This is a genomic window from Micromonospora sp. NPDC048947, from assembly GCF_040649495.1.
Taxonomy (GTDB): domain Bacteria; phylum Actinomycetota; class Actinomycetes; order Mycobacteriales; family Micromonosporaceae; genus Micromonospora; species Micromonospora alfalfae.
In genome coordinates this window covers 97,748-124,325 of record NZ_JBEZFO010000019.1, presented here as the reverse complement: position 1 = coordinate 124,325, position 26,578 = coordinate 97,748, and the positions used below count along the sequence as shown (strand labels likewise).

Below are 26,578 nucleotides of genomic sequence, written 5' to 3'. Positions count from 1 at the left end.
GGGGGGCGTCAGCTTGCGCCGACGGGAACAGCGGGCGAGGCACGGCGCAGCCGCCACCAGGCGCCGCCGATCACTGCGACAGTGATGACGGTGACCGCGACGTCGCCGGCCAGGGCTGCGGCCGGGCTCGCCGGGGAGTATGGCGGCACCAGGTACGCGAACGCGGCGGCCGTGACCAGGCCCGCGGTGCCGGCAACGAGCACGTGCCGCTGCCCCCAGCCGTTCTGGGACGACCAGTACGCGACGAGCCCTCCGGCGACGGCGGAGAGCGAAAGCGCGATGATCATCCCCGGCCAACCGGGCGTCAGGTCGGAGCCGAGGCGGACGACGACAACGGGCAGACCGACCCAGAGTGGATGCGGCACCCGACGGGCTCGGCGCGGGCGAGGGTGACGCCAGCGGGGCAGCACTGCGACAGCGACCAGGGCGAGGACCAGCACGGCGGCGAAGGCCAGTTGGAGCGGGCTGGCCAGGAAGCCCTTCCGGCCGCTGCTGTCGGAGAAGATCAACAGGCTGCCGAGCAGGTAGAGTGCGCCGATCACGGCGAGACCGGGCCGGCCCAGCCACGGCCGTAGCCGCCGTTCCGGCCCGAGGAACGACTCGATGAGCACTATCGGCGCGCAGATCGTCAGCACGATGTGGTTGCCCACGTAGTCGAACGCCTGCCGGAGGCTGAAGTCGAGCCCCGGCACCAGCGTCGCCTCGGCGGCGGCCCGGGTGTCGGCGTACTGGGTGTCGTCGAGGAAGTCGCTGTTGAACAACGACTGGTCGACCAGCCCGGCCTGGAGCACGCCGAACGCGGCGGCGAGCAGCACTATCGTCGGCCAACCCGCGCCGAGGCGGCGGGCGGTCTCCCGGATCAGGAGCGCCGCGCCGCCGTACATCGGGCCCAGGAAGATCAGCACCGGGAGGAAGTCGTCGATGGCGAAGCCACCCCACGAGCACTCGGCCGCCCACGGCGCGAGCAGCAGCAACGCGATCACCGGCAGGAGCCGCCGGCGCAACGGCAGGCGGCCAGCGTCGGCGGGGTTGTCGGCGGCGGGATGGTCGGCGGTGACGGGGTCGGGTCCGGTCGGCATTGGCGCTCCTCGGCGGCGTCTCGGGGATCGTTCCCCGCACACTGCGCGAGCTACCCGGTCACCCGATACGGCCATCGGCCGACGACCGGTGCGACCAAAGTCGTTGAGTACTGTGATGCCGACGTCGACCCGGGGAGCGTGGAGATGCAGCCAACCGTCACGGCCGACCTGGCGGCCCGGCCCGTCGAGGCCGATCGTCCGCTGCTCAGCTACCGCGACGAGGCGACCGGCGAGCGTGTCGACCTGACGGCACAGCAGGTCGGCCAGTGGGCGGCACGCAGCGCGAGCCTGCTGCGGGACGGCTGCCGGCTCGGCCCCGGCAGCCGCGTAGCGGTCCTGCTGCCGCCGCACTGGCGTACCGCCGCTGTGTTGTTGGGCGCCTGGGCCTCGGGCCTGGCGGTGTCGTTCCGACCGCGCGCCACGGCGGGCCTGGCGGTGCTCGAATCGGGCGGCGACCGGCCGTTCGACGCGGTCTTCGTGACGCCGGAGCGGCAGGACGACTGGCTGGAGGACGTGCCGGACGCGCCGCACCGCTATCTCGTCGGCACCGGGCCGGGGCGGCTGGACGACGTGCCGTTGGGCTGGTTGGACTGGTCCGCCGAGGTGCTCCGGCACGGCGACGGCACGCCCGACCACACTGCCATCCACCCGTCGGACCCGGCCACCGCTGACGGCACCACCTACGGTCAGTGGGGCGCGCTCGCCCAGGAGTTCGCCACGATGCTGGACCTGCGCGCCGGCGACCGCCTGCTGGTCGACGCCGCCGAGACCGAGCAGCCGCTGAAGTGGTTGCTCGCGCCACTCTCGGCCGGCGCGTCAGTGGTGATCAGCGCCAACCTCGACCCGGCGCGGCGGGACGCGGTAGTCGTCGCCGAACAGGTGACCCGCGTCCTCTGAACCCCGCCGGAGCGGCCCAAACAGCGCTGGCCGATCCGGTTCCGTTACATCGCCATCTGCCCTGCTCAGAGGGTCTTTTGTCGATGCCGTCGGCGTGTTCTCATACCCGAACAGCGACGTCATCGACACCGCACCGTCTCCCTCATCGAAAGGTGCACCGATGCGCAGAAGACCGACCTTCCGACTGGCGGTCCTCACCGCCACCGCCGCGACGATCCTGGCGTCCGGCGGTGCCTCCGGGGCACTCGCCACGGCCGCGCCAGCGACCGCCTCCCCGTCCGTCACCGCGTGTGAGCCGGGCACCGGCGCGCACAGCGCGGCCCGGGTGGCCGAGGGCGCCGCCGCCCAGGAGCCGGCGCTGTACGCCACGAACGAAGCCAAGGCGTACGGCGTGATCAAAGACGCGCCGCGGCTGCCGAACGGCAGCGTCACGGTGCCGACGGTCTTCCACATGATCTCCGACCATCCGCTCACCGCAGCCGAGACGACCAGGTGGAACACCCTGATCGCCGCGCAGATGGCCGTGCTCAACGACTCGTTCGCCGGCCGTACGGCCGGAGACGCCTCGAACACGCCGTTCCGGTTCTCGCTCGTCGACACGACGTGGACGGTGAACAGCGCCTGGTACACGGTAGTGCCGGGCAAGAACGAGCGGGACATGAAGAAGGCGCTGTACCCCGGCGACTCGGAGACCCTCAACGTGTACGCGGCCAACATCGGCGACGGGCTGCTCGGCTGGGCGTACTTCCCGAAGGGCTACAACAACGGGCGCGACTACATCGACGGCGTGGTGATGCTCGACGAGTCGATGCCTGGTGGTACGGCCGGCAAGTACGCCCTGGGCGACACGCTGACGCACGAGGTCGGGCACTGGCTGATGCTGGAGCACACCTTCGCGCACGGCTGCTCCGCTTCCGGCGACTTCGTGGCGGACACCCCGCGTGAGGCGGCGCCGCAGTTCGACTGCCCGGTGGGCGCGGACTCCTGCGCCGCGCCCGGGCTCGACCCGATCCACAACTTCATGGACTACACGCAGGACTCCTGCATGAACATGTTCACGGCCGGGCAGGCCGACCGGATGAGCGACGCCTGGGTGGCGTTCCGGGCCGGCGGCGCCGGATAGCCCACTGGCGGTCGGGGTCGGCGGTTCGCTCTGCGGCGAACCGCCGGCCCCTCTCGCTTCACCCTTCCGGTGGAGCCCGCTCGTTCCTTCGATCCTCACGTTTCGCCTGCTCCTACGCTTCGCCGAAGGTATCTGGCACGTTCATCGGCAGGGCGGGGGACACATGGCGTCGGGGCGTACACGTCGGACACTGGTGTCGGTGGTGGCCGGTGGACTGTTCGCTCTCGGCGTGGTCGCGCCCGGCCCGGCGGCGGCACCGCTGCCCCGGGCGGCCCAGGCCGACGGCCCTACCGTTCCCGAACCACGCGAGCCGCGCCCACCGCTGCTCCCCGCGGACTTTCAGGGCACCGGCCGGTACATCGTGCGGGACCTCGGCATCGACGTGCCGTTCTCCTGGCAGGGCCGCGACGGCAACAGCCAGATGACCGCCGGTGGCCCGGACCACCCGATCTGGTTCACGAACCTGATCTACGAGAACACGCTCTACACGCTCACCTACAGGTGGCCGAACATTCCGCTGTTCCCGCCCCGCGCGTGCAGCAAGGTGCCGGGGTTCTTCAACCGGCAGATCTTCAACGACAAGCTGAAGACCGCCCGCTACGTGGGGCCGGAGGTCCTGCAAGGTGAGAAGGACCGGCACGTGGACCACTGGCGGGTCGGGGTGGTCGGCGGCTCCACAGTGCCTGGGGAGTTCTTCCGGTTCCCGCTCGCGCTCGGCGACATCTACGTCGACCAGCGCGACCCGAGTCGGTGGTGGCAGGTGTTGCAGTTCGGCCTGCAGAACCTCTTCGACCCGGAGCTGGACGAATGGTTCACCATGGACACCTTCGAGCACCGCCCCGGCGAGGTCACCCTCCCCGACCGCTGCCCACCGCCCACGTCCTGACCCATCCACTGCGTTGATCAAGAGGTTTGCGTCATCGATCGGCCCGATGATGACGCAAACCTCTTGATCAACATGGGCGGGGGCCAGGGTGGGGCCGGGTGGGGTTGGGTCTGGTTACAGGGCGAACAGCAGGGCGGCGTTCAGGAGTACGACCATGGCGGTGGCGAAGTGGATGCCGAAGGCGACGGCCTTCGTGCCACCGTTGCGCAGCACGATGAGGGTGTCGCCCAGCGGAACGAGCGCGACGACAAGCATGTACCACGCGACCGCCTCGGCAGTGGTGAAGGCGATCAGGGCGAGCCCGAGCAGCCCGAACGTGAGGTCCTTCAGTCCTTTGACGGTCAGGTAGGCGGGGTCGCCGTCCGGCTTGGCCGGGACCCCGTACCCAGCGGCTGCGGCCTGCGGCACCAGCAGGAACCGCGCACCGATGAAGACGACGAAGAGGCTGAGTACGACGGCGAGCCCGTAGGCGAGGGGTGCCAGCATGGGTCTACTCCAATTCCTAGCGCTGCTAGATATAAGAGCGACGCTAGCAGAGCATCGACAGCTTCGCTAGCGGTGCTAGGGTTGCTGTCATGTCGACTCAGGCACGCCGCGAGCGCGAGCGGGCGGAACGGGAACGCGCCATCATCGCCGCTGCCCGCGACCTCGCCCTCGCGGAAGGCTGGGACGCGGTGACCACCCGGCGGCTCGCCGCCGAGATCGAATACAGTCAGCCCGTCCTCTACAGCCACTTCAAGGGCAAGGACGCCATCATGGCGGCGGTCGCCGTCGAGGGCTTCGCCGAACTGGCAACCGCGCTGGTGTCCGCCCGCGCCTCCGCGGCAGACCCACGACAGGCGGTCGCCGATGTCGCGGCGGCGTACGTCACGTTCGCCGAGCAGCGCCCAGCGCTCTATGACGCGATGTTCACCCTCGCCGTGGACTTGCCGTTCGCCAGCCAGACCGTCCCGACCGACCTGGCCCGGGGCTTCGCCGAGCTGGCCGAGACGGTGCGCCCATTCGCCGGTGGCGGCGACCTGGAGACGCTCACCGAGACGTTCTGGAGCGGCCTGCACGGGCTGGTCACGCTGATGCGCAGCGGCCGACTCCGCCGCCCCGGCCACGACCGCCGGCTGACAGTGCTGGTGGACCGCTTCTCCCGGTGAGCGCGCTCGCCGTCAAAGGCCCAGGCGCACCCTGGGCCTACCGACGATTGGGCCGCAGCGGATGCCGGGCGCAGGGCGCGAGGTGGTCGACCGGCAGGGCGCACCGCGCGCCGCCGGGCAGTGATCGATCACAGAAGACCCAATGTCGTACGCCCTGCTGGTCCTCCGCCGAGACGGTGACCCCGCCCGGCTCGACCTGCGCACTGAGCCGCACCAACACCCGAGCGGCGGTACGCGCGAAGATCCGGGCGTGCAGCAAATCCGGCGCGGTGATCGGCAGGTGGATCACCCAACGCCCGCTCATCGGTGGTGGCACCGTTCGAGAAGCTGACGGGGCTGCGGCGGATCGTCCCGCCCTCTCGTCGCACGTGGCTCCTCGCGCCGCCTCGGCAGCCGACGGATCAGGTTGCGCACGGTGACCGCCCTTCGTCGGATGCATCGGCGTGCAGGGGCGGCCTCCGCCGGTTGCGGTCGACGGAGACCGCCCCGCCCTGCGGCCGTCCGGGGGGTACGGCAGCAGACCGCGCCGGGGAGCGCGGCGGGTGAGGTCTCGGCGGCGATGCGAGACCAGTACGAGAGGCGCCAACCGACCGCAGCAGCACCGCATCACCGAGAGCGACGCTACCGATACTGAGTCACCTATGTCAAGAACGTCTCCGAGTCATCTACCCACCTACGTCACTCGCGCTACATACGTTGCCTGCGTCGACGCGGCTGATCAATACTGGGCGAGCCAACCGACTGCAAGGGGCTCCACGTGCCTATCCCGCCCACTATGGACGAACTGCTCGACGACCTCCTGAAGAAGATCAAGAGCGGGGCCTATTCGCCTGGGTCCCAGCTCCCGTCCGGGCGCGTATTGGCAGACGAGTACGACGTCTCACAGTCCACGATCAGTCGTGCGGTGGCGAAGCTGCGGAAGCAGGGCGTGCTCGTTGGCCGCCCGGGGCGCGGAGTCTTCGTCGCGGAGTCCGCCAAGCGCTGACGCTCGTTGACGGCCGGGTCGTGCTCTACTATGCCGCCGACCCGGAGTCGCCCACGGCCCACCGCGCACTCGGACGGCCGATTCGTCCAGGACAGTCGACGGTCGATTCGTCGACGACGGTGGCCGGCCGATTCGTCCAGGACGGTGGATGGCCGATTCGTCCACGACGGTCGACGGCCGATTCGTCTACGACATCAGGTCCATAGCGAGCGCAAGAGACGCGGCGTCCCCGCTCGGCCGTGCCCCGCGCTCGCTCCGTGCTCGCCGCGCGCGCCCCTCGCCCCGCGCGCGCCCCGCGCGCCTTGGCCGCGCCCGCGCCTGCGACGCGCTGATCGACTCGGTCTTCAGGAAATCGGGGCATTGAGCTGCCCCGGACACCGCGACTTTCTGAAAACCGAGTCGATCAAGGTCGTGCGTGCGTCAGTCGACAGTCGGCAGCTTCGGGCCGAGGACGTCGTCGGCGTCGACGATCGTGTACGCGTACCCCTGCTCGGCGAGGAAGCGCTGCCGGTGCGCCGCGTACTCCGTGTCGATGGTGTCCCGGGAGACCACCGTGTAGAAGTGCGCCTGCCGGCCGTCGGCCTTCGGCCGGAGCACACGACCGAGCCGCTGCGCCTCCTCCTGGCGTGACCCGAACGTCCCGGACACCTGGATCGCCACCGCCGCCTCGGGCAGGTCGATGGAGAAGTTGCCGACCTTCGAGATGACCAAGGTCCGCAACGAACCGGACCGGAACGCGTCGAACAGCCGCTCCCGCTCCTTGTTCGTGGTCGAACCCTGAATGATCGGCGCGTCCAGGTATTCCCCGAGCTGGTGCAACTGGTCGATGTACGCGCCGATCACCAGCACCTGGTCGTCCGGGTGCCGCTCGACGAGCGCCTTGACCACCGGCAGCTTGGTGCGGGCGGTCGCCGCCATCCGGTAGCGCTCCTCCGCCTCCGCCGTCGCGTACGACATCCGCTCCGCGTCGGTCAGGGTCACCCGGACCTCGGTGCACTCGGCCGGGGCGATCCAGCCCTGCGACTCGATGTCCTTCCACGGCGCGTCGTACCGCTTCGGCCCGATCAGGCTGAACACGTCACCCTCGCGGCCGTCCTCGCGTACCAGGGTCGCCGTGAGGCCCAGCCGGCGGCGGGCCTGGAGGTCCGCGGTGAACCGGAAGATCGGCGCGGGCAGCAGGTGTACCTCGTCGTAGACGACCAGGCCCCAGTCGCGGGCCCCGAAGAGGTCCAGGTGGGTGAACGCGCCGCCGCGCCGGGAGGTGAGCACCTGGTACGTGGCGATGGTGACCGGGCGGATCTCCTTGCGCTCGCCGGAGTACTCGCCGATCTCCTCCTCGGTCAGCGAGGTACGGGCGATCAGCTCCCGCTTCCACTGCCGGCCGGCGACAGTGTTGGTGACCAGGATCAGGGTGGTCGCCTTCGCCTCGGCCATCGCCGCCGCGCCGACCAGGGTCTTGCCGGCGCCGCAGGGCAGCACCACCACCCCCGACCCGCCGGCCCAGAACGCCTCCACGGCCTCCCGCTGGTACGAGCGCAGCGTCCACGGCTTGCGCCCGTCCTTGCCGGCCTCGGCCAGCTCGATCGGGTGCGCCTCACCGTCGACGTAACCGGCCAGGTCCTCCGCCGGCCAGCCCAGCTTGAGCAGCGCCTGCTTGAGCCGGCCACGCTCGGACGGGTGCACCCGGATGGTGTCGTCGTCGATCTTGTCGCCGAGCATTCCGGCGAGCTTCTTGCTCTTCGCCACCTCGATCAGCACCAGCCGGTCCAGTGCGCGCAGCACCAGCCCGTACGCCGGGTCGTTGGCGAGCTGAAGCCGGCCGTACCGGTCCATCGTCTCGGCCACGTCCACCAGCAGCGCGTGCGGCACCGGGTAGCGGGAGTACTTGAGCAGCGAATCCACGACGCCCTCGGCGTCGTGCCCCGCCGCGCGGGCGTTCCACAGACCCAGCGGGGTCAGCCGGTAGGTGTGCACGTGCTCCGGCGAGCGTTCCAGCTCCGCGAACGGCGCGATCGCCATCCGGCAGGCCTGCGCGTCGGGGTGGTCGATCTCCAGCAGCAGGGTCTTGTCCGACTGCACGATCAGTGGTCCACCGCTCACGCCAGCGTCCTCTCCTCGGTTGGCCGACCGGCCGGAACGGGTCGCATACCCGCTGCTGGCCGACCATCCAGTGTTGCACGATGCGGGACTGCGGAAGAAAGATGCTCACCGGGCGCAACCGTGATGGCACTCACGAACGTCTAGTAAAGGGACGACTGTCTGGGGAGGGCCCATGAAGCATGTTCGGATCGCCTCCCGGCTGGTTGCCCTCGTGGTGGTCGTGCTGGTCGGCGCGGGAGCGTGCGCGTTCGATCCGCAGTCCGGCGGGAGTGGTGGCGGGGGAGCCGCCCCAGCCGGTGCGGCGGAACAGGCAACGGGGGCGGGCGACACGTCCGGGCCCGACCAGCACGGCCGGCCCACACCGGCCGCGCCCACAGCGAAGCCCTCCCGGAAACCCACCCCAAAGCCGACCCGCCCGGCACCCACCACGACCCCCGGCGCCGGTACGCCGACCGTCGCCGGCTGCCCCCAGGGGCAGCACCAGCGCGCGGTGGAGACCCACCTGGCCCGGTTGGGTGGGTTCGGGGCGGTGACAGTGGACGGCCGGCAGTCCGCCGCCGACTGCGCGGCGATCAAGAAGTTCCAGAAGAGGTACGGCATTCGCCCCGTCGAGGGTCGCGCCGGACCAACCACCCTCGACGTGGCCCAGCGCCTCGCCACCACCGACACGACCCGCTGCAAGGCCGGCACCGGCACCACGTTCTGCGTGGACCTGACCCGGCAGACCGTCTGGGCGCTCCGCGGCGGCAAGGTGATCATGGCACCGACGGTGACCCGCACCGGCATGTCCGGCTACCGCACCCCGGCCGGCACGTACGCGGTCAACTACCGGAACCCCAAGGAATGGTCGAACCCGTACGAGGTGTGGCTGCCGTACTGGCAGCACTTCACCCAGGGGATGGGCTTCCACGAGACCACCACCTACCTGCACGAAAAGTCGATCGGCTCGCACGGGTGCGTCAACCTGTTGCACGCCGACGCCGTCCGGATGTGGGAGCTCGGCAAGGTCGGCACCCGGGTGGTGCTGATCGGCCGACGCCCCGGCACCTGAGTGACACGGAACGAATCGCGGCGGTAACCCCCTGTCCGACCGGACCAACGAGTGTCACCCTTGGAGTCCAGGGCCGGACCGGGCGGGGAGGCTGGGCATGACGGTCGACCGTGACGTGATCGCGGAGCACGAGCACGCACCACCCGACGAGGTGTCCCGAGCGACTGTGATCGCGTACGCCGTCGCGGCGACGCTCCTCCTCGGGTGGTTCCTCTTCGGCTGGCTGGTGCTCCAGCAGGGCTTCGTCGACTCGGTCGGGGAATCCGCCGGCGCCGGCTTCGCGCTGCTGCTGATCATCTCGGTGGTCGGCACCGTACGCCGCAGCCGCCGCTGACCGACGGCGCCCGTGGTAGCCGCCGGTCAGTCCGCCACCACCGCCGCGGTGATCCGGTGCAGCGCGAACGTGTGCAGCATCTCGGTCCGTTCGTCCTCGGCCCGCAGATAGCCGGCACCGATCGAGACCGGCTTGAGCAGGCGTGACGCCGTCGCCCCGTGCGCGTCGACGTAACCGACCCAGACCAGCGCCTTGTCCCGGACCGCCTGCTGGAGCACCGCCAGGGCCTCGCTGTGGGTGTGCGCCGGCACCGGGCCGCCGCCCAGCCCTGGCGCGCCGCCGCGTACCACCGCCGGTGCCCGTCGGGCGGCCCGCGCCGCCGCGTCGCCTCGCCGGATGTGCTCCACCACGCCGAGCAGCCGGGGCATGGGCAGCTTCGGGGCGGCCAGCGGGTCGATCGTCCTGGTGGTCACCGACACCCGGGGCGGGGCCCGCCGGATTCGCGGCCGGGTCAGCACCGTGCTGCCGGTGCCGTCCTCCTGCACCGGGGCGTACCCCGCGTCGCGCAGCGCGCCCAGCAGCCGACCAACCTGGTACTGCGTACACAGCACCGTCGGCGCGAGCCGGCGCAGCGCCAACGACTCCAACCGCCGGTCGGCCAACACCTCGCTGATCAGCGTCTCGTCGTCGCTGCGCAGGTACGCCCCGGCCAGGCCGACCCGCAGCCCGCCGTGCTTACGGGCCACGTCGTCGATCAGGTAGGTGAGCCCCTGTGGCACCGGGGTACGTGACCGACGCCGGAACACGTCGTGCAGGTCGTCGGCCGTGTAGCCGGAATCCAGGGCCCGCCGCACGCTCGCCGTGGTGACACGGTGCACACTGGCCCCGCCGGCCGATTCGAGCTCGGTCATCGCCTCCAACTCGACGGCGAGCGCCGGTTCGGGTGGGCCGGGCACCACCACTGTCAGGTCGGCCTGCACCAGGAAGTGGTCGACCGGTGCGGGCAGCAGCGCGTCCAATGCCCGTGCGGCACCGGACGGCTCGCCGCTCTCGACGTCGGCGTGCACGCCCAGCGGGTCGTCACCCCGCTCGTCGGTCGACGTCAGGTCCCCCAGCAGCAGCCGACCGTACGAGGTGAGCGCCCCCAGCCCTGTCACGCCCAGCTGTGCGGCCTCGGCCAGCACCTCCCGGTGGGCGGCGTCCCGGCCCCGGCTGCGACGCGGGGCCCGCCAGTCCAGCAGCTCCTGCACCTCCTGCGGGGTGGGTGCCGTCGCCGGCTCCAGATCGGCGAGTACGCCGAGCACCGCCCGTCGGGTGGCCGGCACGCCGGCCCGCTCGGCCTCGGCGGAGAGCACAGTGATCGGCCGGTCCCGCTCGTCACGGCGGCCCACCAGCCCCACCTGCCGGGTCATGGTCAGCCACGCTCGGGCGAGCTGCTCCCACCGTTGGGCCAGCGAGGCGGCCCGCCACACCTCGTACCCGCCGGTCGGCAGCACCTGCTGATCCGCCCCGTACCGGCCGGTGGTCGCACCGGGCATCTCCAGCTCACCGAGGAGCCCCGCCGCGTACGCCACCTCCAGCAGCAGCGCCGTGGTGGGTTCGTCCAGCCCGCCGGTACGCGCCAACCGGCGCAGGTCCCGTACACCGATGCCACCCGAACGCAGCACCGGCGCGGGCTCGTCGGCGAGCTGCTCCAGCAGCCCTTCGGTGTTTCGGACCACCTCCATGGTCTGGCCGGCACCGGCCGAGTCGACAGCTTTCGGCTCGCGCGGCGCGGCGGCCACCGGCGGTGGGCTGGTACGCAGCGGCCCGAGGGGGCCGCTGTCGCGGCGCAGCAGCAGGCCGACCTCGCGGGGCAGCTCCACAGTTCCGCTGGCCGTGGACGAGCCTGTCGTCGCTGGGACCAGCAGTCGGTTGTCGACGAGCCACCGCACCGGGGAGCCGGTCGGGGCGCCCCCGTTGGTCGGGTCGGTGAGGACCGGGTCCGCCGCGCCGAGCGGGGGCGCCTGCAACGCCCCCGGCGGCACGCTGCCCACCGGCGGGCCGGCCGCCAACCGGTCCAGGATCGCCCGGGCCGAGGGTGGGGCGGCGAGCACCGTCCGTCGGAGCTTCGCCGGGTCCGCGCAGAGCGCGGCAGTGCGCGGGTCCAGCTCCGCGGCTGGTCGGCCGAGCCCAGCGGGGTACGGGGAGACCTCGTCGACGGCGGGCAGCACCTGGAGCGCGTGCTCCGGGCCGTACAGCAGGAAGAGCGCACGCAGTCGGCCCACGGCGGCCCGGACGGCCGTCGGAGCCGGCGGTTGCGGCCCGGAGGTCGCCATCGCGAGCACGGTGTCGGTGGCGGTGGTGGCGTCGTCCGGATTCCGGGTGAGCCGGGCGGCGTCGAGGATCTGGAGGGTGAACTGGTCCAGACCGTCCAGCGCGCGGGCCACGGAGACCCGGGACTGGGCCCGGATGGCCAGGGCGGAGACGTCGGCCGGCACGGGCACGACGAGGTCGGGCCGCAGCTGGAGGAGCGCGGCCAGTGACTCGTCGGGCAGCGACCGCAGGTGGTCGGCGAGTGAGGTGGTCATCGTCTTTCCACGCTAGCCCGGCACCGGGCTTCCGCGCCCCTCGGACGTCCGGTCGACCGGGAGTAGCCGGTACGTTTCTCGACATGCCCGCACTGACCGTCGGATTCGACCTCGACATGACCCTGGTGGACTCCCGCCCCGGCATCGCCGCGACGTACCGGGCGCTGACCGCGAGGACCGGTGTGCCGGTCGATGCCGAACTGGCGGTGTCCCGGCTCGGGCCACCGCTGCGTACCGAGATCGCGCACTGGTTCCCGCCGGAGCAGGTCGAGTCGGCCGTGCGGGTGTATCGCGAGCTCTACCCGGCGTACGCGATCACCCCGACGCTCCTGCTGCCCGGCGCGCGGGAGGCCGTCGAGGCGATCCGTGCGCGGGGTGGCCGGGTGCTGGTCGTCACATCCAAGATCGGTCGGCTGGCCCGGTTGCACCTGGACCACCTCGGTCTCACTGTCGACGAGCTGGCCGGCGACCTGTTCGCCGAGCAGAAGGCGACAGCTCTGCGGGAGCACGGCGCCACCCACTACGTCGGTGACCATGTCGCGGACATGGTGGCGGCGGCGGCGGCCGGGGTGCCCGGCATCGCTGTGGCGACCGGCCCGTGCTCCGCCGACGAGCTGCGCGCGGCCGGGGCGGAAGTGGTGCTGGACGAGCTCACCGAATTCCCAGCGGCGCTCGACGGGATGATCCAGCTAGCCTTGGAGCAGTAGCGGCTCAAGTGAAGCAGGGGTTTTCAGGTGCCTACGGGTCGAGTGAAGTGGTACGACACGGCCAAGGGATACGGCTTCGTCACGAGTGACGAGGGCGGCGACGTGTTCCTGCCCAAGGGGGCGCTGCCGGCGGGTGTCACCGACCTCAAGGGTGGCCAGCGGGTCGACTTCAGCGTGGTGGACAGCCGCCGGGGCGCGCAGGCCATGGGGGTCAAGCTGCTGGACGCGCCGCCGTCGATGGCAGAGCTACGCCGTCGGCCGGCCGAGGAGCTGCACGGCCTGGTCGAAGACATGATCAAGGTGCTGGAGGCGAAGGTCCAGCCGGACCTGCGCCGGGGTCGATACCCGGACAGGAAGGCCGCGCAGAAGATCGCTCAGCTGGTCCACGCGGTGGCCCGCGAGCTGGAGGTCTGAGGCACCAGGCCGGCGGTGGCGGCCCGGTCGAGCAGTGCCGCCACCGCGGCGAAACCGGCCTCGCCCAGGTCCGCTGTGAACTCGTTGACGTAGAGGCCGATGTGCCGGTCGACCACGTCGAGCTCCATCTCCTGGGCGTGCGACAGCACGTACTCCCGGCTGGCCGCCGGGTCCGCCCAGGCCTGCCGGACCGACTCGCGGACCCAGCCGGCCGCGGCCTCCGGGTCGACCGCCCCGCGTCGGGCCAGGATCGCGCCGAGGGGGATGGGCAGACCGGTGTCGGCCTCCCACCATTCGCCGAGGTCGACAAGGGCGCTCAGGCCGTGCCGGTGGTAGGTGAACCGGGCCTCGTGGATGACCAGCCCAGCGTCGTAGCGCCCAGCCGCCACGCCCGGCATGATCTCGTGGAACGGAACCACCTCGATCCGGGCCGGTGGCCGCCCGGCCGACCAGAGCCGGAACAGCAGGTACGCGGTGGTCCGGTCACCCGGCACCGCCACCGTCGCACCGGTCAGGTCGGTGCGGTCCGGCCCGCCGTCACTGTCGCCCCGGGTGAGCACCAGCGGACCGCAACCGCGACCGAGGGCGCCGCCACAGGGCAGCAGGTGGTAGTCGTCGAGCAGCCACGGCAGCGCCGCGAAGCTCACCTTCACCAGGTCGAACGCGCCCCGCTCGGCCGCCGTGTTCGTGACGTCCACGTCGGCGTACGTCACCTCGACCGGCGGCGCGCCGGGCACCTGCCCGTGCACCAGCGCGTGGAAGACGAACGTGTCGTTGGGGCAGGGCGAGATAGCCAGGGAGAGCGCCACACCCTCACGGTAGCCCCGCCCTCCGCCCGGGGTCAGTGCCCACCCCACGACTGTGATCCGCAGCGGTGTTCCGAGTCGGAGCGAGGCGGCGGCACGAACCCGGCGGAAGCCTCGCCGGGTGGAAGGGACGCGTGGGAACGACCGACCCGGCCGGGTCCAGCACCTGCCCAGGTCTCCCTTTGGAGCTGATGCCATAAACGAATCGCCCGGCGTCGGCTCTCACGGGGCTCGCGGGAGAGTAGGTCGTCCACCGAGCCGAGCGGTTGTCCACAGCGTTGTCCACAGCCCGACGCGGGGGTGTTGATCGCGCACTGACCAGCCGGGACCATCGGCCTGTGACCGAGGCGAGTGACAACACCGACGAGGCCGGCGGAGCCGATCTCGGGCAGGCGCTCCGTGCGTTGCGTCGACGGGCCGATCTGAGTCAGCGACAGTTGGCCGAGAAGTCCGGGGTGCCACAGCCGACGCTGGCCCGGATCGAGTCGGGGCGGGCGATCGATCCCCGATTCCGGACAGTGGAACGCCTCGTGCAGGCAGCGGGTGGGCAGTTGGCCATCGGCGTCCCGGCATCCATCTCCGGCTTCGCCGAGCCCGTGCCGGTTCCGCACGACGACATGCGGGACGAGGCAGGCCGCCGATACCCGGCTCACCTGGACGTGTGGCCGGTCCACGAACCTCGGGACTGGCCCGGCGCCTGGTGGGCGGAGTGGTACCGGTTGCCTCCCGAGCGGTATCCACTTCCGCTGTCACCGGCCGCGTACGAGCTGAACCGGCGCTATCGCGACAACCGACGGTGGGGTGCCGAGGTGCAACGGACCGCGCGGGTGCGCCGGGTGCTCGCCGACGACCTGCCGGCCACGTCCTGGCGGTACGTTGCCGAGCTTCCCGACGGGAAGCTGGTCGGTGAACTGCGGGCCCATGAGCGCAGCCCGTTCCTGGAGTTCGGGGAGTGGCATCCGGGCCTGCCGGAGCGGGAGATGGTGCTCGACGGCGTGCTCGTCAATGCCCGATATCGGCGTTTGGGGCTGGGGCGTCGGCTGGTCACTGCACTGATCACCGAGATGCGTGGGGCGGGCATCGACGATGCGGCGGCGATCGCCGAGGGCTTCGGCACCGAACTGCTACTGGCGTGCGGCTTCGAGATCGAGGGGCGCCGTCCGGCCGCACTGCGCCTGGGCCCTCCGGGCAAGCGCTGGTTCCTCTGAGCCTCGGCTGACTCAGCGCAGTGCCGGGGCCGCCGCGGTCAGGGCGGCGAGGGCTTCGCGCAGCCGCCACGCGTCCCGGTCGCGGGGGCCGATCGGGTTGGAGATGGTGCGCAGCTCGGCGAAGGGCACCCCGGCCTGCGCCGCGGCGACCGCCACGCCGTACCCCTCCATGGCTTCGGCGACCGCCTCCGGATGCCTCCGGCGCAGCTCGTCGGTGCTGGCCGTGGTGCCGGTGACGGTGCTGACAGTGAGCACCGGCCCGGCCGTGGCCGTCGGGAGGGCGGCTCGCAGTGCCGCCAGCAGGCCCGGGTCCGCCGGCACCCTGCTGCCCGCACCGAGCAGCGCGGGCGGCATGCCCAGCTCGGCGACCGGGATGAAGCCGTCGGGCGACTCCGCGCCCAGGTCCGCGGCGATGCTGGCGGTGCCGAGCACCGTGTCGCCGACCTCGGCCCGCCCGGTGAAGCCGCCGGCCACGCCGGCGCTGACCACCGCACGGTACGGGCGGCCGGCGGCCTCTGCCAGCGCCAGCAGCCGGGCCGTGGCGGCGCCGGCGACGGCCGGACCCACACCGATCGGGGTGACTGTCACCGTGGGGTCGGTCAGCCCGGCGCGGACCGCGTCCGCCTCGGCTGGAACCGCCGTCACCACCAGCAGACCGGTCACGAGACTGAGCCGGGGGACTCCCGGCGGGTTTCATCGTCGGCCCCGCCACCCGGGCCGCCAACGGCCGACGACGGGCGGTAGATGTGGTAGCCCGGCGGGGCGAGGCTCGGGTCGTCGTACTGCGGCGAGCTGGTCTGGGCCGGCGCCGGTGAGGTTGGTGTGGGGTCCCCGGGCTCGTCCGCCGGCTCGTCCTCGGTCAGTTCGTCGTCGCCGAGCGGCCGGCCGGCCAGCTTCTCGCCGCGCAGCCGGGTGGCGGCCAGCACACCCCGGATCGCGGCCAGTACGCCGACCCCGGCGGCCACGGCGATGCCCATCCGGCCATCGAACGGCACCAGCCCTAGCCCGCCGCCGGCCACGAAGGCGAGCATCAACACCGTCTCGGAGTGGGCGAAGGAACTGGCCCGCAACCGTTCCGGGATGCGCTCCTGGATCGAGGCGTCCACCGCCAGCTTCGCTACCCCGCTGGCCAGCGCGGCGACCAGGCAGAGCAGGGCGACCATCAGCAGCGAGAACTGGATGACGGCGAGCACCGCCACCCCGGCCACGATGATCATGCTGCTGGACTGGATGGCGGTCGGCCGGTGGATGCGTAGTCGGGTGCCGATGGCGGTGGCCAGGAAGGTGCCGACCGCCAGCGCGCCGCCGACCACGCCCAACGCCCACTCGGCGCCCAGATCCCGGCCGAACACCACTGTGGTCAGGTCGCCCTTCTTGATCGCGAAGGCGAGGAAGAGCAGCAGGAAGCCGTAGAGCGCGCGTAGCGTCGCCGCGCCGATCAGGGTGGCGATCACCAGCCGGCCGGACGGTCGGCCCCGGCCCAGCGGCCGGTCGCCACGGCGGCGGCCCAGCGCCCGCAGTGGCCGGGGGACCCGCTCCGGTGGCTCCGAGTCGGCCTTCGGCGGAAGCCGCAGGGAGATCACCATGCCGACCAGGAAGATCACCGACGCGACCCTCAGCGGCCACTGCGGCCCGAACCAGAACGCGGCCAACCCGATCGGCGCCACCAGCGCACCCGCGACAGTGCCGTAGACGCTGGCCCGGGCACCCACCTGGGACAGGCCGAGCCCTTCCGGCAGCAACCGGGGCACCGCCGCGGAGCGGGCCACGCCGTACGCCCGGGAGAGCGCGAGCACCCCGAACGCGGCCGGGTAGAGCCCGAAGCCGTGGATGTAGTCGGAGATCAACCAGGCCAGGAAGGCGCGGCCGAGCATCGTCGCCGCCAGGGCGTAGCGCCGGCCGTGCCGGAAGTGATCCAGCAGCGGGCCCACCACCGGGGCGAGCATCGCGAACGGCACCATGGTGACCAGCAGGTAGAGCGCCACCTTGCTGCGGGCCTCGCCGAGCGGCACGTTGAAGAAGATCGTGCCGGCCAGACCGATGGCGATCAGGGTGTCACCGGCGCAGGAGAGCGCGTGCAGGTCGAACAGGCGAACCATGCCGACCTCGCCGCCGGCGCCCCGGGCGCGGGCCCGACCGGCCCGGCGGGTCACCCAGCGGCCGCTGCCCACCGAACCGCGCAACAGCAGACGGATGGCGCGAATGCCGGTGCCGACGGTCCGCCCGAGGACGGATCGCCCGGAGCGGGAGTACGACGGCATGTGCACCATCCTCGCCCATCTGATCCGGGTACGCCGCACCACCGCTGGGAAAGGTTCCCCGGGAGTCCCTGTCACCCCTGCGAGGCGCATGGGGAACAATGGTCGGGTGACCAGGCCCGCCTCCACCCGTGCCGCCCGTCTCGACCAGGTCTGCGCCGCCGCCGTCGAGGTGGCCCGCGCCGGCATCACCGAGGTGGACGCCGACGATGTCGGCGACCACCTGCAGGTCGTTGCCGAGGGCGACCGGCTGGTCACCCACTACTTCGAATGTCGCCTCGCCGGCTACAACGGCTGGCGCTGGGCGGTCACCGTCACACGGGTGCCGCGCAGCAAGACGGTGACCATCTGCGAGACGGTGTTGCTGCCCGGCCCGGACGCGCTGCTCGCACCCGGTTGGCTGCCCTGGCAGGAGCGACTCAAGCCGGGCGACCTGGGGCCGGGTGACCTGCTCCCGACCTCGCCCGACGACGATCGGCTGGTCCCCGGTTACCTGCTCTCCGACGACCCGGCGGTCGAGGAGACGGCATGGGAGTTGGGCCTCGGGCGCGCCCGCGTGCTCTCCCGGGAGGGCCGCATCGACACGGCGCAGCGCTGGTACGAAGGTGACCACGGCCCCGCCGCGGCCATCTCGTCCGCCGCTCCGTCCGCCGCCCGCTGCGGCACCTGCGGCTTCTACCTGCCGCTGGCCGGTGCGATGCGGCAGGCATTCGGGGCGTGCGGCAACTTCTACGCCCCCGACGACGGCCGGGTGGTGAGCGCCGACCACGGTTGCGGCGCCCACTCCGAGACGTTGATCGAGGCGGCCGAGACCGCTGTCGACGAGCTGCCCACGGTGTACGACGACAGCGCGGTGGAGGCCATGTCGGTCAGCCGGGCGCCGGGCTCGGTGGAGGCGGCTGAGCCGGCGGAGCCGTACGGGCACTCCTGATCGTCCGCGCCGGAGTGCTCCGGCGCGGAGGTCGGCTCACCTCGCGCGACGGCGTCGGCGGTTGGCGTCGTGCCGCATCATCACGGCGAGGCCCGGGAAACCCCACAGGAAACCGGCGAGGCAGGTCCAGAGCCAGTTCTGGTGACCGTGGTCGGTCAGCCAACCCCTGAAGAAGATCAGCAGGACCAGTCCGGCGACCGCCCACGCGATCAGCCCGGCGAGGGCGAACGGCACCATCGGCGGATCCAGTGGTGCGGGCCGCGGTGGCTGCTCGTTCGGCATTCGGCAAGCGTACGGGATCTACTTCCCCTGCCCACCGACGATCTGGGACGATGCGCGCGACAACTGGAAGATCACCTGCGAGGACCTGATGGCCGTAGCGCCGCCCGAGAACGGCACACCTCCCAACCCCGCTCATCCGCGTAACGGTTTCGACCGGTTCTTCGAGATCTCCGCCCGTGGCTCGACGTTGAGCCGTGAGGTACGCGGTGGCCTGGCGACCTTCTTCACGATGGCGTACATCGTGGTGCTCAACCCGCTGATCCTGGGCGGCGCCGTCGACGGTGACGGCAAGAGCCTTCCGATTCCCGCGTTGGCTGCCGCGACCGCGCTGGTCGCCGGCCTGATGACCATCCTGATGGGTGTGGTCGGCCGGTTCCCGCTGGCGCTCGCCGCCGGTCTGGGTGTCAACGCCCTGGTGGCGTACGAGATCGCCCCCGAGATGACCTGGGCAGACGCGATGGGTCTGGTGGTGATCGAGGGTCTGATCATCGCGGTGCTGGTGCTGACCGGTCTGCGGACCGCTGTGTTCCGCTCGGTGCCGACCCAGATGAAGAGCGCGATCGGGGTCGGCATCGGTCTGTTCCTGACCATCATCGGCCTGGTGGACGCCGGCTTCGTGCGGCGCATCCCGGATGATGCCAACACCACCGTTCCAGTCGGCCTGGGCATCGGCGGCAAGCTGGTGAGCTGGCCGATGCTGGTCTTCGTGGTGGGCCTGCTGATCACGCTGGTGCTGGTGGTCCGTCGGGTGAAGGGCGCGATCCTGATCGGCATCCTCGCCTCGACGGTGCTCGCGGTGATCGTGGAGGCCATCGGCAACATCGGCCCGTCGTTCGTCAACGGTCAGCCCAACCCGAAGGGCTGGTCGCTGAACGTGCCGGAGCTGCCGAAGTCGGTGGTCGACCTGCCGGACCTGTCGCTGCTCGGCAAGTTCAACGTGCTGGACTCGTGGGGCCGGGCCGGTTGGCTGGTCGTGCTGATGTTCATCTTCACGCTGCTGATCACGGACTTCTTCGACACCATGGGCACCATGGTCGCGGTCGGCCAGGAGGGCGGCCTGCTCGACGAGCAGGGCACCCCGCCGAAGGCCAAGGAGATCCTGCTTGTCGACTCGATCGCGGCTGCGGCCGGCGGTGCGGCCAGCACCTCCAGCAACACGTCGTACATCGAGAGCGCTGCCGGTGTCGCGGAGGGTGCGCGGACCGGCGTGGCCAACCTGGTCACCGGCGTGCTCTTCCTGCTCGCGATGTTCCTGGCGCCGCTGGTGGTGATCGTGCCGTTCGAGGCGGCGTCGACGGCCCTGGTGGTGGTCGGGTTCCTGATGATGACAGCGGTGCGGACGATCGACTGGTCCGACTACGAGATCGCCATTCCGGCGTTCCTCACCATCGTGCTGATGCCGTTCACCTACTCGATCTCCAACGGGATCGGCGCTGGTCTGATCACCTTCGTGGTCGTCAAGCTGGCGCGGGGCAAGGCCCGGGAGATCCACCCGTTGCTGTACGGGGTGGCAGTGCTCTTCGTGCTGTACTTCCTGCGTGGGCCGATCGAGTCAGTGGTGCTCTGAGCCACGTCCGGGCGGGGAGTCGATCGTGACTCCCCGCCCGTACCATCTGAATCCCCTCGTGAGCCTGGTCATAACGGATGTCGTTAGCCATGCTCATTAGTTAAGCTAACTACTGTGACGGAGCGGACGGTGACGGCGGAACGCGTGCCACCGGCGCAGCTGGCTCCCCAGCTGCGTGATGCGATCACCCGACTCAACCGGCGGGTCCGACAGGCCCGGCCGGTCGGCGACCTCACGGTCACCCAGGTCTCCGCGCTCACCAGCCTGCGGCTGGCGGGCGCGATGACACCCCGGGAACTGGCCGACGTGGAGCGGGTGCAGCCGCCGACGATGACCAAGATCGTCGGGAAGTTGGAGGACCGCGGCCTCGTGCGGCGGACACCCCATCCGACCGACGGGCGGCAGGTCATCCTCGCGGCGACCGAAGGAGGGCAGGCCGTGCTCGACCAGTTCGAGCGGGCCCGCGACGAATGGCTGGCCCACCGGCTGGCTGCGCTCGACGAGGACGAACGGGAGACCCTGCAGAGGGCCGCCGAGATTCTTCAGCAGCTCGCTCGCGCCTGAGCCGCACCCGCGCCACCGGGTCCGTGCCGTCACGTGTCGATGACGCGTACGTCCGGAGGAGGCGCACCAAGAGTGCAGGCGAAGCTGAGCACGATGTTCCAGTCCCTACAGGTCCGCAACTACCGCCTCTTCGCATCCGGGCAGCTGATCAAGTTGATCGGCGTCTGGATGATGTTCATCGCCCAGGACTGGCTCGTCCTCGAGCTCTCCAACAACTCGGCGACCGCGCTCGGTGTGGTCACCGCCTGCCAGTTCACCCCGGTGCTGCTGCTCACCCTGCTCTCCGGTCGGCTCGCCGACCGGTACGACAAGCGGGTGCTGCTCTTCGCCGCCAACGCCTTCTGGAGCCTGCTGGCACTCGGCATGGCGATGCTGGTCCTCACCGACCTGGTGCAGCTCTGGCACGTCTTCGCCTTCGCCGCGCTGCTCGGCACCGCCAACGCCGTGGAGACCCCGGTCCGGCAGGCGTTCGTCTCCGAACTGGTCGGCACGCCGCTGCTGCCCAACGCGCTGTCGCTGAACGCCGCCGTGTTCAACTCCGCCCGGATCGTCGGACCGGCCGTGGCCGGCCTGGCCATCGCCGCGTTCGACGTCGGCCCGGTCTTCCTCTTCACCGCCCTCAGTTCGGTCGCGCCCCTGGTCAACGTCGTCCGGATGCGTACGACCGAGCTGCACCGCGACGCCCTGCTGCCCCGCGACGAGCGGGCGTCCGCCCGGGTCGTCGACGGCCTGCGGTACGTGTGGCGCCGCCCCGACCTGCTGCTGCCGATGGCGATCATGTCGGTGGTCGGCATGTCGCTGTTCAACTTCCAGCTCACCCTGGCCGCGTTGGCGAAGACGGTCTTCCACACCGGCGCCGCCTCCTTCGGCCTGTTCAGCACTGCGCTGGCCGTCGGCGCGCTCGGCGGCGCGCTCAGCGGCACCGGTCGCCGTAGCCGCCCGTCGGTGTGGCTGGTGCTCGGCGCGGCGATCGCCTGCGCCAGCTTCGGCACCTTGGTCGGCCTCTCCACCGCGTACTGGCTGGTGGTGGCGCTCCTGGTGCCGACCGGCTTCTGCATGGTCTTCTTCGCCCAGGCCGCCAACCAGCGGATCCAGATGGGCGTCGACGCGGCCTTCCGGGGACGGGTGATGGCCCTGTGGGTGCTGGTGTTCCTGGGCACCAACCCGGTCGGCGCGCCGCTGATCGGCTGGGTCGCGGAGCACTACGGTGCCGGTGCCAGCATCTGGATGGGTGGGCTCATCTCGCTGACAGCCGCGCTGATCGCCCTCACCTGGCAGTTGCGCCACTCCGGTGCCCGGCTGCGTTTCCGGGTGCTGCCGATGCCTCGTTTCTACGTCACCTCCACCGACTGCTGAGGTTTACCACCGGCGCCGGCCGCGTCCGGTTGCGCGGATTGCGCGGATGCGGCCAAACCGCTGGCGGGGTGGCACGGTGGGGCTTAGCGTCGATGGGTGGGAGTCGGACGCGCGCTGATGCTGGCCCTGGCGTTCCTCGCCGTGGCCACTCTGCCGGCGGCGTTCGCCCTGATCTTCTGCTACGACGAGATCGTCGACCGGGTGGTCTGCGGCTGGTCCGAGTGGCGTGAGCGCCGACGGGAGAGGCGCACGATCGCCAAGCTCGACCGTGCCATCGAGGCCGACGCCCTGACCCGGGACATCGACCTCAGCGAGTTCGACAGCGTTGACCGCCGGCCGCTGGAGCAGCTCGCCGCCGACCTGCGCCGTCTCGGCGGTCAGCGGGTCGGCGGCGGCGGTCGCTCGATGGTCTGGCACAGCGCGTTGCTCCAGGCGTACGACGACAGGCTTCGCCTCGCCTGCCGTGCCCTCGGCATCGCCGAGCACCTCGCCGAGCTGGAGGGCGTCGATCAGGAGATCGAGCGGGTCCGGGTGGAGGGCGTGCTGCACGCCGCCGGGCTGGCCCTTCCGGCGGCTCGGGCCGGGCTTCGGCAGCGGCACCGCTGAGCGGCCGCACGTTGTGCGACTCTTCGTCGCGCTCCGCCCCTGGTGGTCGCATCGGGCCTGCTGCTGGTGCGCAGCCGCCTCAGCGGCCGACCGTGTTACGAGCGGATCGCCGCCTGGTCGCTGCCCGGCGGCACGTCGCTGATCGCTGTGGAAGGCCTGCTGCGGAGAAGCTCGCGGGCCTGGTCGGCGGCGCGGGTGATGCTCTCGCTGATGAAGTCGAGGAAGCGGGCGATGTTCTCCAGGCGGGCGGCGGCGGGGGTGTGCGCGCCGAGGAGGGCGACGCCCTGGCGTGCGATCACGACGAGATGGTCGTTGGCCCGAGCGCTGGCGATCGTCGCCTGGTAGAAGAGCTCGTCGTCGACGACGTAGCGGTCGCGTCGGCGTTCGTCGCGTTCGCGGCGGACGAGGCTCTGGCTCTCCAGGAAGGTGATCGCCTTGGAGATCGACGCCGGGCTGACCTGGAGGCGTTGGGCGAGCTCGGACGCGGTGAGGCTGCCCGAGTCGGTGAGGAACAGTCTGGTCAACACCCGGGCCCCCATCCTGTTCAGACCGGAGGCCATGAGGACGGCGGTGAACGCCTCCTCGTAGTCGGCCACGGCCTGGTCGTCGCGTCCGTCTGATCGACGGGCCGCCTCGGCCCCACGGGAGGGGACGGGCTTGCGCCGGTGGGCGCGGCGCTCGGTCGCGTGGTGGGCCAGATCGGCGCGGTAGCCGGTGGGACCGCCGTTGCGCATCACCTCACGCGTGACGGTCGAGGTGGGACGGTCGAGGCGTCGGGCGATCTCGGCGTAGGGGAGGCTGTCGGCCAGCCCCAGCGCGATCTGCTGGCGTTCCTGCTGGCTGAGTCTGCCTCCCGGCATCGCGATCTCCCTCGTGGTCCCCGTGGGGCAGCGGCCCCCCGACGCCGTCACCATAGCGTTAACCCGCACATCAATGCAACGAAAGCGATGGTGAGCGTTGCATTAGATTCAGGCTCGTTGCAACAATCTCAAGAGCTTGAGCAGTCAAAACGCTGATCTGCTGCAACAAGCTGGTTGCGCAATCTGGAAAGCAACGTAGCGTTTCCCATATCAGAAACAAAGCGCGAACCTGGGAGAGCACGATGCAGACGTTCGACACACCCGCCCCCATCTCCGCCGTCCTGGACATCCCCGCCGGACGCATCCAACTCATCGCGGCAGACCGCGCCGACACCACAGTCGAGGTCCTCCCGGCCGACCCCGCCAAGAGCAGCGACACGAGGGCCGCCGAGCAGACCACCGTCGCCTACGCCGACGGCGTCCTGCGAATCACCACCGCACGTCCCGCCAACAAGCTCTTCGGCCCCTCCGGCTCCCTCGAGGTCACCGTCCGGGTGCCCGCCGACTCCCACGTCGAGGGCAGGGCCGCCAGCGCCGAACTTCGCGGCGTCGGCCGCCTCGGCGACGTCGCCTTCGACGGGGCGTACCGGAACATCAAGATTGACGAGGCCGCGAGTGTTCGCCTCACCGCGATCGACGGCGACGTCGAGGTCGGCCGACTCAACGGCCCCGCCGAGATCAGCACCGCCCGGGGTGACGTCACCGTCGCCGAGGCCACCCGCGGCACCGTCGTCCTCCGTACCCAGTCCGGCGACATCTCGGTCGCGGCGGCGACCGGCGTCTCGGCCGCCCTGGACGCCGGCACCGGCCACGGCCGCGTCAGCAACGCTCTCAAGAACGACGGCACCGTCGAGCTGGACATCCACGCCAGCACCCTGCACGGCGACATCAACGCCCGCAGCCTCTGAAAAGGACGGATCGAGATGACTGACAACCCCTCAACCAACTCCCCGTGGACCGGCATGGTGCCAGTCGACGACACGGCCCTGGCCGTCACCGACACCGGTGGCCCCGGCATCCCGGTGGTCTACCTCAACGGTCAGTTCGCCACCCAGGGCTACTGGCGGCGGGTCATCGCCGAGCTGGGCACCGAATTCCGGCACATCACCTACGACGAGCGGGCTCGCGGCAGGAAGTCGAAGCGCTCAGCCGACTACTCGTTCGAAGCGGCCGTCCGGGACGTCGACGCCGTTCTCGCCGCCCGGGGGGTGGCCCAGGCGGTGCTGGTGGGCTGGTCCTACGGAGCGGTGGTCGGGGCGCACTGGGCCAACCGGAACCCGGAACGTGCCCTGGGCGCGGTCCTGGTCGACGGCGCGTTCCCGCACGACTGGCTCGACGAGGCCATGGCGCAACGGATCCGCAAGATGTTCCGACGGATGAACCTGTTCATGCCGCTGCTCCGCCCGACCGGCCTGACCCCACGGATGAATGCCGACCAGATGGCGGACAGCAACATCGAGCTGGGCGAACTCTCCCGCGAGCGGGAACTGGGCCCGGTGCTGGACGCCATCAGCGTCCCGGTGCGGTACGTCGTCGCCTCGGGAACGTCCCTCGGAAGTCGCGGGGACGAACAGGAGCAGATCCGCGCCAGCCTCGACGCGGTGACTGCCCGCAACCCGCACATCACCATCGGAGCGAAGGTCGCCAGCAACCACGGTGCGATCCTCAAGAAGGACTTCCGCGCCGTCGCCGAGGCCGTACGCGGGGTCGCCGCCGCTGACCACGAAGACGCCCGAGACGTTCGGTGAGGTCAGGACGCACGCGTTGACGGGTGACGCACCGTCACCCGTCAACGCGAAGCGTCAGGACGATTCGCGGGCGGCCGGGCCGCTGCCGAAGAGCACGTCGTCCCAGCTCGGCAGCCGCTTGCGCGGCTTGCCGTTGGCGTCGGTGGACTCGCCGCCGGCGGCCGCCGCAGCGCCCGTCCGTCGGGGCCGCAGCACCGCCAGCGACGGCACGGCCGGCACCTCCTTGGGCGCGTCCGAATCGTCGTCGAACGCCGAACCCTGGCCACCGCCGAGCAGCGCGGCGGCACCCCCACCGACCGGCCGCTGCCGGGGCGCGTCCGAACCGGCCAGGGCAGCCGGGGTACGCGGCTCCAGCCCGCGACCCGACGAGGCGCCGAGCGGGCGGTCCAGGGAGGCGAGCAGGGCGTCACGGCCGGCCCGGATCGGATCACGGCCGGGACGCGGGTGCTCGGACGCCGCCGGCAACCCGTGCCCGCCACGACTCGGCTCACCACGCGACGGACCAGGCAGGGCATGCCCACCACGCTCCGGTGCCGGCTCCTGGCCGAGGATCGGCGTGGGCCGCTCGGCGCACAGGTACTGCGCCATGTCGTCGTGCGGGGCGACCGACTGCCGGGTCTTGTCCAGATCCCAGATGGCCTGCGCGGTGGCCTTGCCCGACGGCCAGGTGGCGATGATCCGCCAGGTGCCGTCGTCGCGCCGGTACGCGTCCCAGGAGATCTTCTCGGTGTCGATGCCGTGCTGGCTCAGCCGACCGTTGACCACCTCGGCGAGCGGGGTCGGCTTCTCCGCGCCCTTGAGGCGGGTGCGGCGGGCGTGCTGGGCGAGCATCGCCCGCTCCTGCAACACCGGACCGGCGTAGCGCAGCACCCGGTCGACAGGCACACCGGCGATCCGGGCGACGTCCTCAGCGGACTCACCGGAGCGGATGCGGGCCTGAATGTCCCGAGGAGACAGTGACGGAACCGGGTCGGCCGCGGTCGGCGCCACCGCCAGCGGCGGCGCACCGGGCTCGGCGTGCAGCGCACCGGAGATCCGTTCGTCGATCGGCAGGGCGAGCAGCCGCCCGACCTCGTCGGCGAGAACCAGGGCATGGCCGTCCTCGGAGAGGGCGACGAAGCGTACTGGGCGCATAGCGTTGCCTCCGTCCCGCTTCGC

At 71.4% G+C, this 26,578-nt stretch carries 28 protein-coding genes; 17 read left to right on the top strand and 11 right to left on the bottom strand.

Going from position 1 to position 26,578, the window contains the following annotated elements; translation table 11 throughout:
* Positions 1-8: 8 nt before the first annotated feature.
* Entirely contained in the window at positions 9-1,079 is a 1,071-nt protein-coding gene (locus AB0B98_RS25350) for a hypothetical protein (RefSeq protein ID WP_357365791.1), read from the bottom strand.
* Between the two features lie 144 nt (positions 1,080-1,223).
* Here AB0B98_RS25350 and AB0B98_RS25345 point away from each other — a divergent pair, with 144 nt between their 5' ends.
* The 3 genes from AB0B98_RS25345 (at position 1,224) to AB0B98_RS25335 (ending at position 3,985) form a co-directional block, all read left to right on the top strand.
* Positions 1,224-1,976, top strand: a complete 753-nt coding sequence (locus AB0B98_RS25345; protein WP_357365789.1) for a TIGR03089 family protein — start codon at positions 1,224-1,226, stop codon at positions 1,974-1,976.
* Between the two features lie 160 nt (positions 1,977-2,136).
* On the top strand, positions 2,137-3,099 hold the full coding sequence (locus AB0B98_RS25340; RefSeq protein WP_357365787.1) for a zinc metalloprotease: 963 nt from the start codon (positions 2,137-2,139) through the stop codon (positions 3,097-3,099).
* A 199-nt stretch (positions 3,100-3,298) separates the two neighbouring features.
* A complete protein-coding gene (locus tag AB0B98_RS25335) occupies positions 3,299-3,985 on the top strand; it encodes a hypothetical protein (protein ID WP_357365785.1) in 687 nt (228 codons plus the stop codon).
* A 114-nt stretch (positions 3,986-4,099) separates the two neighbouring features.
* Here AB0B98_RS25335 and AB0B98_RS25330 read toward each other — a convergent pair whose 3' ends face one another.
* Positions 4,100-4,471 (bottom strand): DUF4267 domain-containing protein, encoded by a 372-nt coding sequence (locus AB0B98_RS25330; protein ID WP_357365783.1) that lies wholly within the window; start codon positions 4,469-4,471, stop codon positions 4,100-4,102.
* Positions 4,472-4,560: 89 nt separating this feature from the next.
* Between AB0B98_RS25330 and AB0B98_RS25325 the strand changes: the two genes are divergently transcribed.
* Positions 4,561-5,133 (top strand): TetR/AcrR family transcriptional regulator, encoded by a 573-nt coding sequence (locus AB0B98_RS25325; RefSeq protein WP_238668870.1) that lies wholly within the window; start codon positions 4,561-4,563, stop codon positions 5,131-5,133.
* Between the two features lie 37 nt (positions 5,134-5,170).
* On the opposite strand, the gene AB0B98_RS25320 is transcribed toward AB0B98_RS25325, so the two are convergent.
* Positions 5,171-5,437, bottom strand: a complete 267-nt coding sequence (locus AB0B98_RS25320) for a hypothetical protein (protein WP_357365781.1) — start codon at positions 5,435-5,437, stop codon at positions 5,171-5,173.
* 471 nt (positions 5,438-5,908) lie between these two features.
* Here AB0B98_RS25320 and AB0B98_RS25315 point away from each other — a divergent pair, with 471 nt between their 5' ends.
* On the top strand, positions 5,909-6,118 hold the full coding sequence (locus tag AB0B98_RS25315) for a winged helix-turn-helix domain-containing protein (protein WP_238668873.1): 210 nt from the start codon (positions 5,909-5,911) through the stop codon (positions 6,116-6,118).
* 420 nt (positions 6,119-6,538) lie between these two features.
* Here the strand turns inward: AB0B98_RS25315 and AB0B98_RS25310 are convergent, their stop codons facing one another.
* Entirely contained in the window at positions 6,539-8,218 is a 1,680-nt protein-coding gene (locus AB0B98_RS25310; RefSeq protein WP_238668875.1) for a DNA repair helicase XPB, read from the bottom strand.
* 172 nt (positions 8,219-8,390) lie between these two features.
* On the opposite strand from AB0B98_RS25310, the gene AB0B98_RS25305 reads away from it, so the two are divergent.
* Complete coding sequence (locus tag AB0B98_RS25305; RefSeq protein WP_357365778.1) at positions 8,391-9,269, top strand: L,D-transpeptidase family protein; 879 nt, start codon at positions 8,391-8,393, stop codon at positions 9,267-9,269.
* A 97-nt stretch (positions 9,270-9,366) separates the two neighbouring features.
* Complete coding sequence (locus tag AB0B98_RS25300) at positions 9,367-9,603, top strand: hypothetical protein (RefSeq protein ID WP_091395293.1); 237 nt, start codon at positions 9,367-9,369, stop codon at positions 9,601-9,603.
* Between the two features lie 26 nt (positions 9,604-9,629).
* Here AB0B98_RS25300 and AB0B98_RS25295 read toward each other — a convergent pair whose 3' ends face one another.
* Positions 9,630-12,113: a helicase-associated domain-containing protein gene (locus AB0B98_RS25295; RefSeq protein ID WP_357365776.1), complete on the bottom strand. Its 2,484-nt coding sequence runs from the start codon at positions 12,111-12,113 to the stop codon at positions 9,630-9,632.
* Positions 12,114-12,196: 83 nt separating this feature from the next.
* Here AB0B98_RS25295 and AB0B98_RS25290 point away from each other — a divergent pair, with 83 nt between their 5' ends.
* Both AB0B98_RS25290 and AB0B98_RS25285 read left to right on the top strand, forming a co-directional pair.
* Positions 12,197-12,820 carry an HAD hydrolase-like protein gene (locus tag AB0B98_RS25290; RefSeq protein WP_357365774.1) on the top strand — a complete coding sequence of 208 codons (624 nt, stop codon included), beginning with the start codon at positions 12,197-12,199 and terminating at the stop codon, positions 12,818-12,820.
* Positions 12,821-12,847: 27 nt separating this feature from the next.
* A complete protein-coding gene (locus tag AB0B98_RS25285) occupies positions 12,848-13,234 on the top strand; it encodes a cold shock domain-containing protein (RefSeq protein WP_030329652.1) in 387 nt (128 codons plus the stop codon).
* On the opposite strand, the gene AB0B98_RS25280 is transcribed toward AB0B98_RS25285, so the two are convergent.
* A complete protein-coding gene (locus tag AB0B98_RS25280) occupies positions 13,195-14,043 on the bottom strand; it encodes a 1,4-dihydroxy-6-naphthoate synthase (protein WP_357365773.1) in 849 nt (282 codons plus the stop codon). The genes AB0B98_RS25285 and AB0B98_RS25280 overlap by 40 nt on opposite strands.
* A gap of 335 nt (positions 14,044-14,378) precedes the next feature.
* On the opposite strand from AB0B98_RS25280, the gene AB0B98_RS25275 reads away from it, so the two are divergent.
* A complete protein-coding gene (locus tag AB0B98_RS25275; RefSeq protein WP_357365771.1) occupies positions 14,379-15,248 on the top strand; it encodes a helix-turn-helix transcriptional regulator in 870 nt (289 codons plus the stop codon).
* Between the two features lie 12 nt (positions 15,249-15,260).
* On the opposite strand, the gene AB0B98_RS25270 is transcribed toward AB0B98_RS25275, so the two are convergent.
* Both AB0B98_RS25270 and AB0B98_RS25265 read right to left on the bottom strand, forming a co-directional pair.
* Complete coding sequence (locus AB0B98_RS25270) at positions 15,261-15,911, bottom strand: futalosine hydrolase (RefSeq protein ID WP_357365769.1); 651 nt, start codon at positions 15,909-15,911, stop codon at positions 15,261-15,263.
* A complete protein-coding gene (locus AB0B98_RS25265) occupies positions 15,908-17,509 on the bottom strand; it encodes an MFS transporter (RefSeq protein ID WP_357365767.1) in 1,602 nt (533 codons plus the stop codon). The genes AB0B98_RS25270 and AB0B98_RS25265 overlap by 4 nt, the downstream gene beginning before the upstream one ends.
* A gap of 88 nt (positions 17,510-17,597) precedes the next feature.
* On the opposite strand from AB0B98_RS25265, the gene AB0B98_RS25260 reads away from it, so the two are divergent.
* Positions 17,598-18,437 (top strand): DUF3027 domain-containing protein, encoded by an 840-nt coding sequence (locus tag AB0B98_RS25260; RefSeq protein ID WP_238668884.1) that lies wholly within the window; start codon positions 17,598-17,600, stop codon positions 18,435-18,437.
* 36 nt (positions 18,438-18,473) lie between these two features.
* On the opposite strand, the gene AB0B98_RS25255 is transcribed toward AB0B98_RS25260, so the two are convergent.
* A complete protein-coding gene (locus AB0B98_RS25255; RefSeq protein WP_091395273.1) occupies positions 18,474-18,719 on the bottom strand; it encodes a DUF2530 domain-containing protein in 246 nt (81 codons plus the stop codon).
* Between the two features lie 88 nt (positions 18,720-18,807).
* Here AB0B98_RS25255 and AB0B98_RS25250 point away from each other — a divergent pair, with 88 nt between their 5' ends.
* The 4 genes from AB0B98_RS25250 to AB0B98_RS25235 all read left to right on the top strand — a co-directional run bounded on the left by AB0B98_RS25250 (position 18,808) and on the right by AB0B98_RS25235 (position 22,812).
* Positions 18,808-20,286, top strand: a complete 1,479-nt coding sequence (locus AB0B98_RS25250) for an NCS2 family permease (RefSeq protein WP_238668885.1) — start codon at positions 18,808-18,810, stop codon at positions 20,284-20,286.
* Between the two features lie 114 nt (positions 20,287-20,400).
* Positions 20,401-20,850, top strand: a complete 450-nt coding sequence (locus tag AB0B98_RS25245) for a MarR family transcriptional regulator (RefSeq protein ID WP_030486369.1) — start codon at positions 20,401-20,403, stop codon at positions 20,848-20,850.
* Positions 20,851-20,922: 72 nt separating this feature from the next.
* Positions 20,923-22,206, top strand: a complete 1,284-nt coding sequence (locus AB0B98_RS25240; RefSeq protein ID WP_357365765.1) for an MFS transporter — start codon at positions 20,923-20,925, stop codon at positions 22,204-22,206.
* A gap of 96 nt (positions 22,207-22,302) precedes the next feature.
* On the top strand, positions 22,303-22,812 hold the full coding sequence (locus AB0B98_RS25235; protein WP_357365763.1) for a hypothetical protein: 510 nt from the start codon (positions 22,303-22,305) through the stop codon (positions 22,810-22,812).
* 95 nt (positions 22,813-22,907) lie between these two features.
* Here AB0B98_RS25235 and AB0B98_RS25230 read toward each other — a convergent pair whose 3' ends face one another.
* A complete protein-coding gene (locus AB0B98_RS25230) occupies positions 22,908-23,672 on the bottom strand; it encodes a helix-turn-helix domain-containing protein (RefSeq protein WP_357365761.1) in 765 nt (254 codons plus the stop codon).
* Positions 23,673-23,914: 242 nt separating this feature from the next.
* Here AB0B98_RS25230 and AB0B98_RS25225 point away from each other — a divergent pair, with 242 nt between their 5' ends.
* Entirely contained in the window at positions 23,915-24,580 is a 666-nt protein-coding gene (locus AB0B98_RS25225) for a DUF4097 family beta strand repeat-containing protein (RefSeq protein WP_357365759.1), read from the top strand.
* 15 nt (positions 24,581-24,595) lie between these two features.
* On the top strand, positions 24,596-25,420 hold the full coding sequence (locus AB0B98_RS25220; protein ID WP_357365757.1) for an alpha/beta fold hydrolase: 825 nt from the start codon (positions 24,596-24,598) through the stop codon (positions 25,418-25,420).
* A gap of 54 nt (positions 25,421-25,474) precedes the next feature.
* Here the strand turns inward: AB0B98_RS25220 and sepH are convergent, their stop codons facing one another.
* Positions 25,475-26,554 carry a septation protein SepH gene (sepH, locus tag AB0B98_RS25215; RefSeq protein ID WP_196920761.1) on the bottom strand — a complete coding sequence of 360 codons (1,080 nt, stop codon included), beginning with the start codon at positions 26,552-26,554 and terminating at the stop codon, positions 25,475-25,477.
* Positions 26,555-26,578 lie beyond the last annotated feature (24 nt).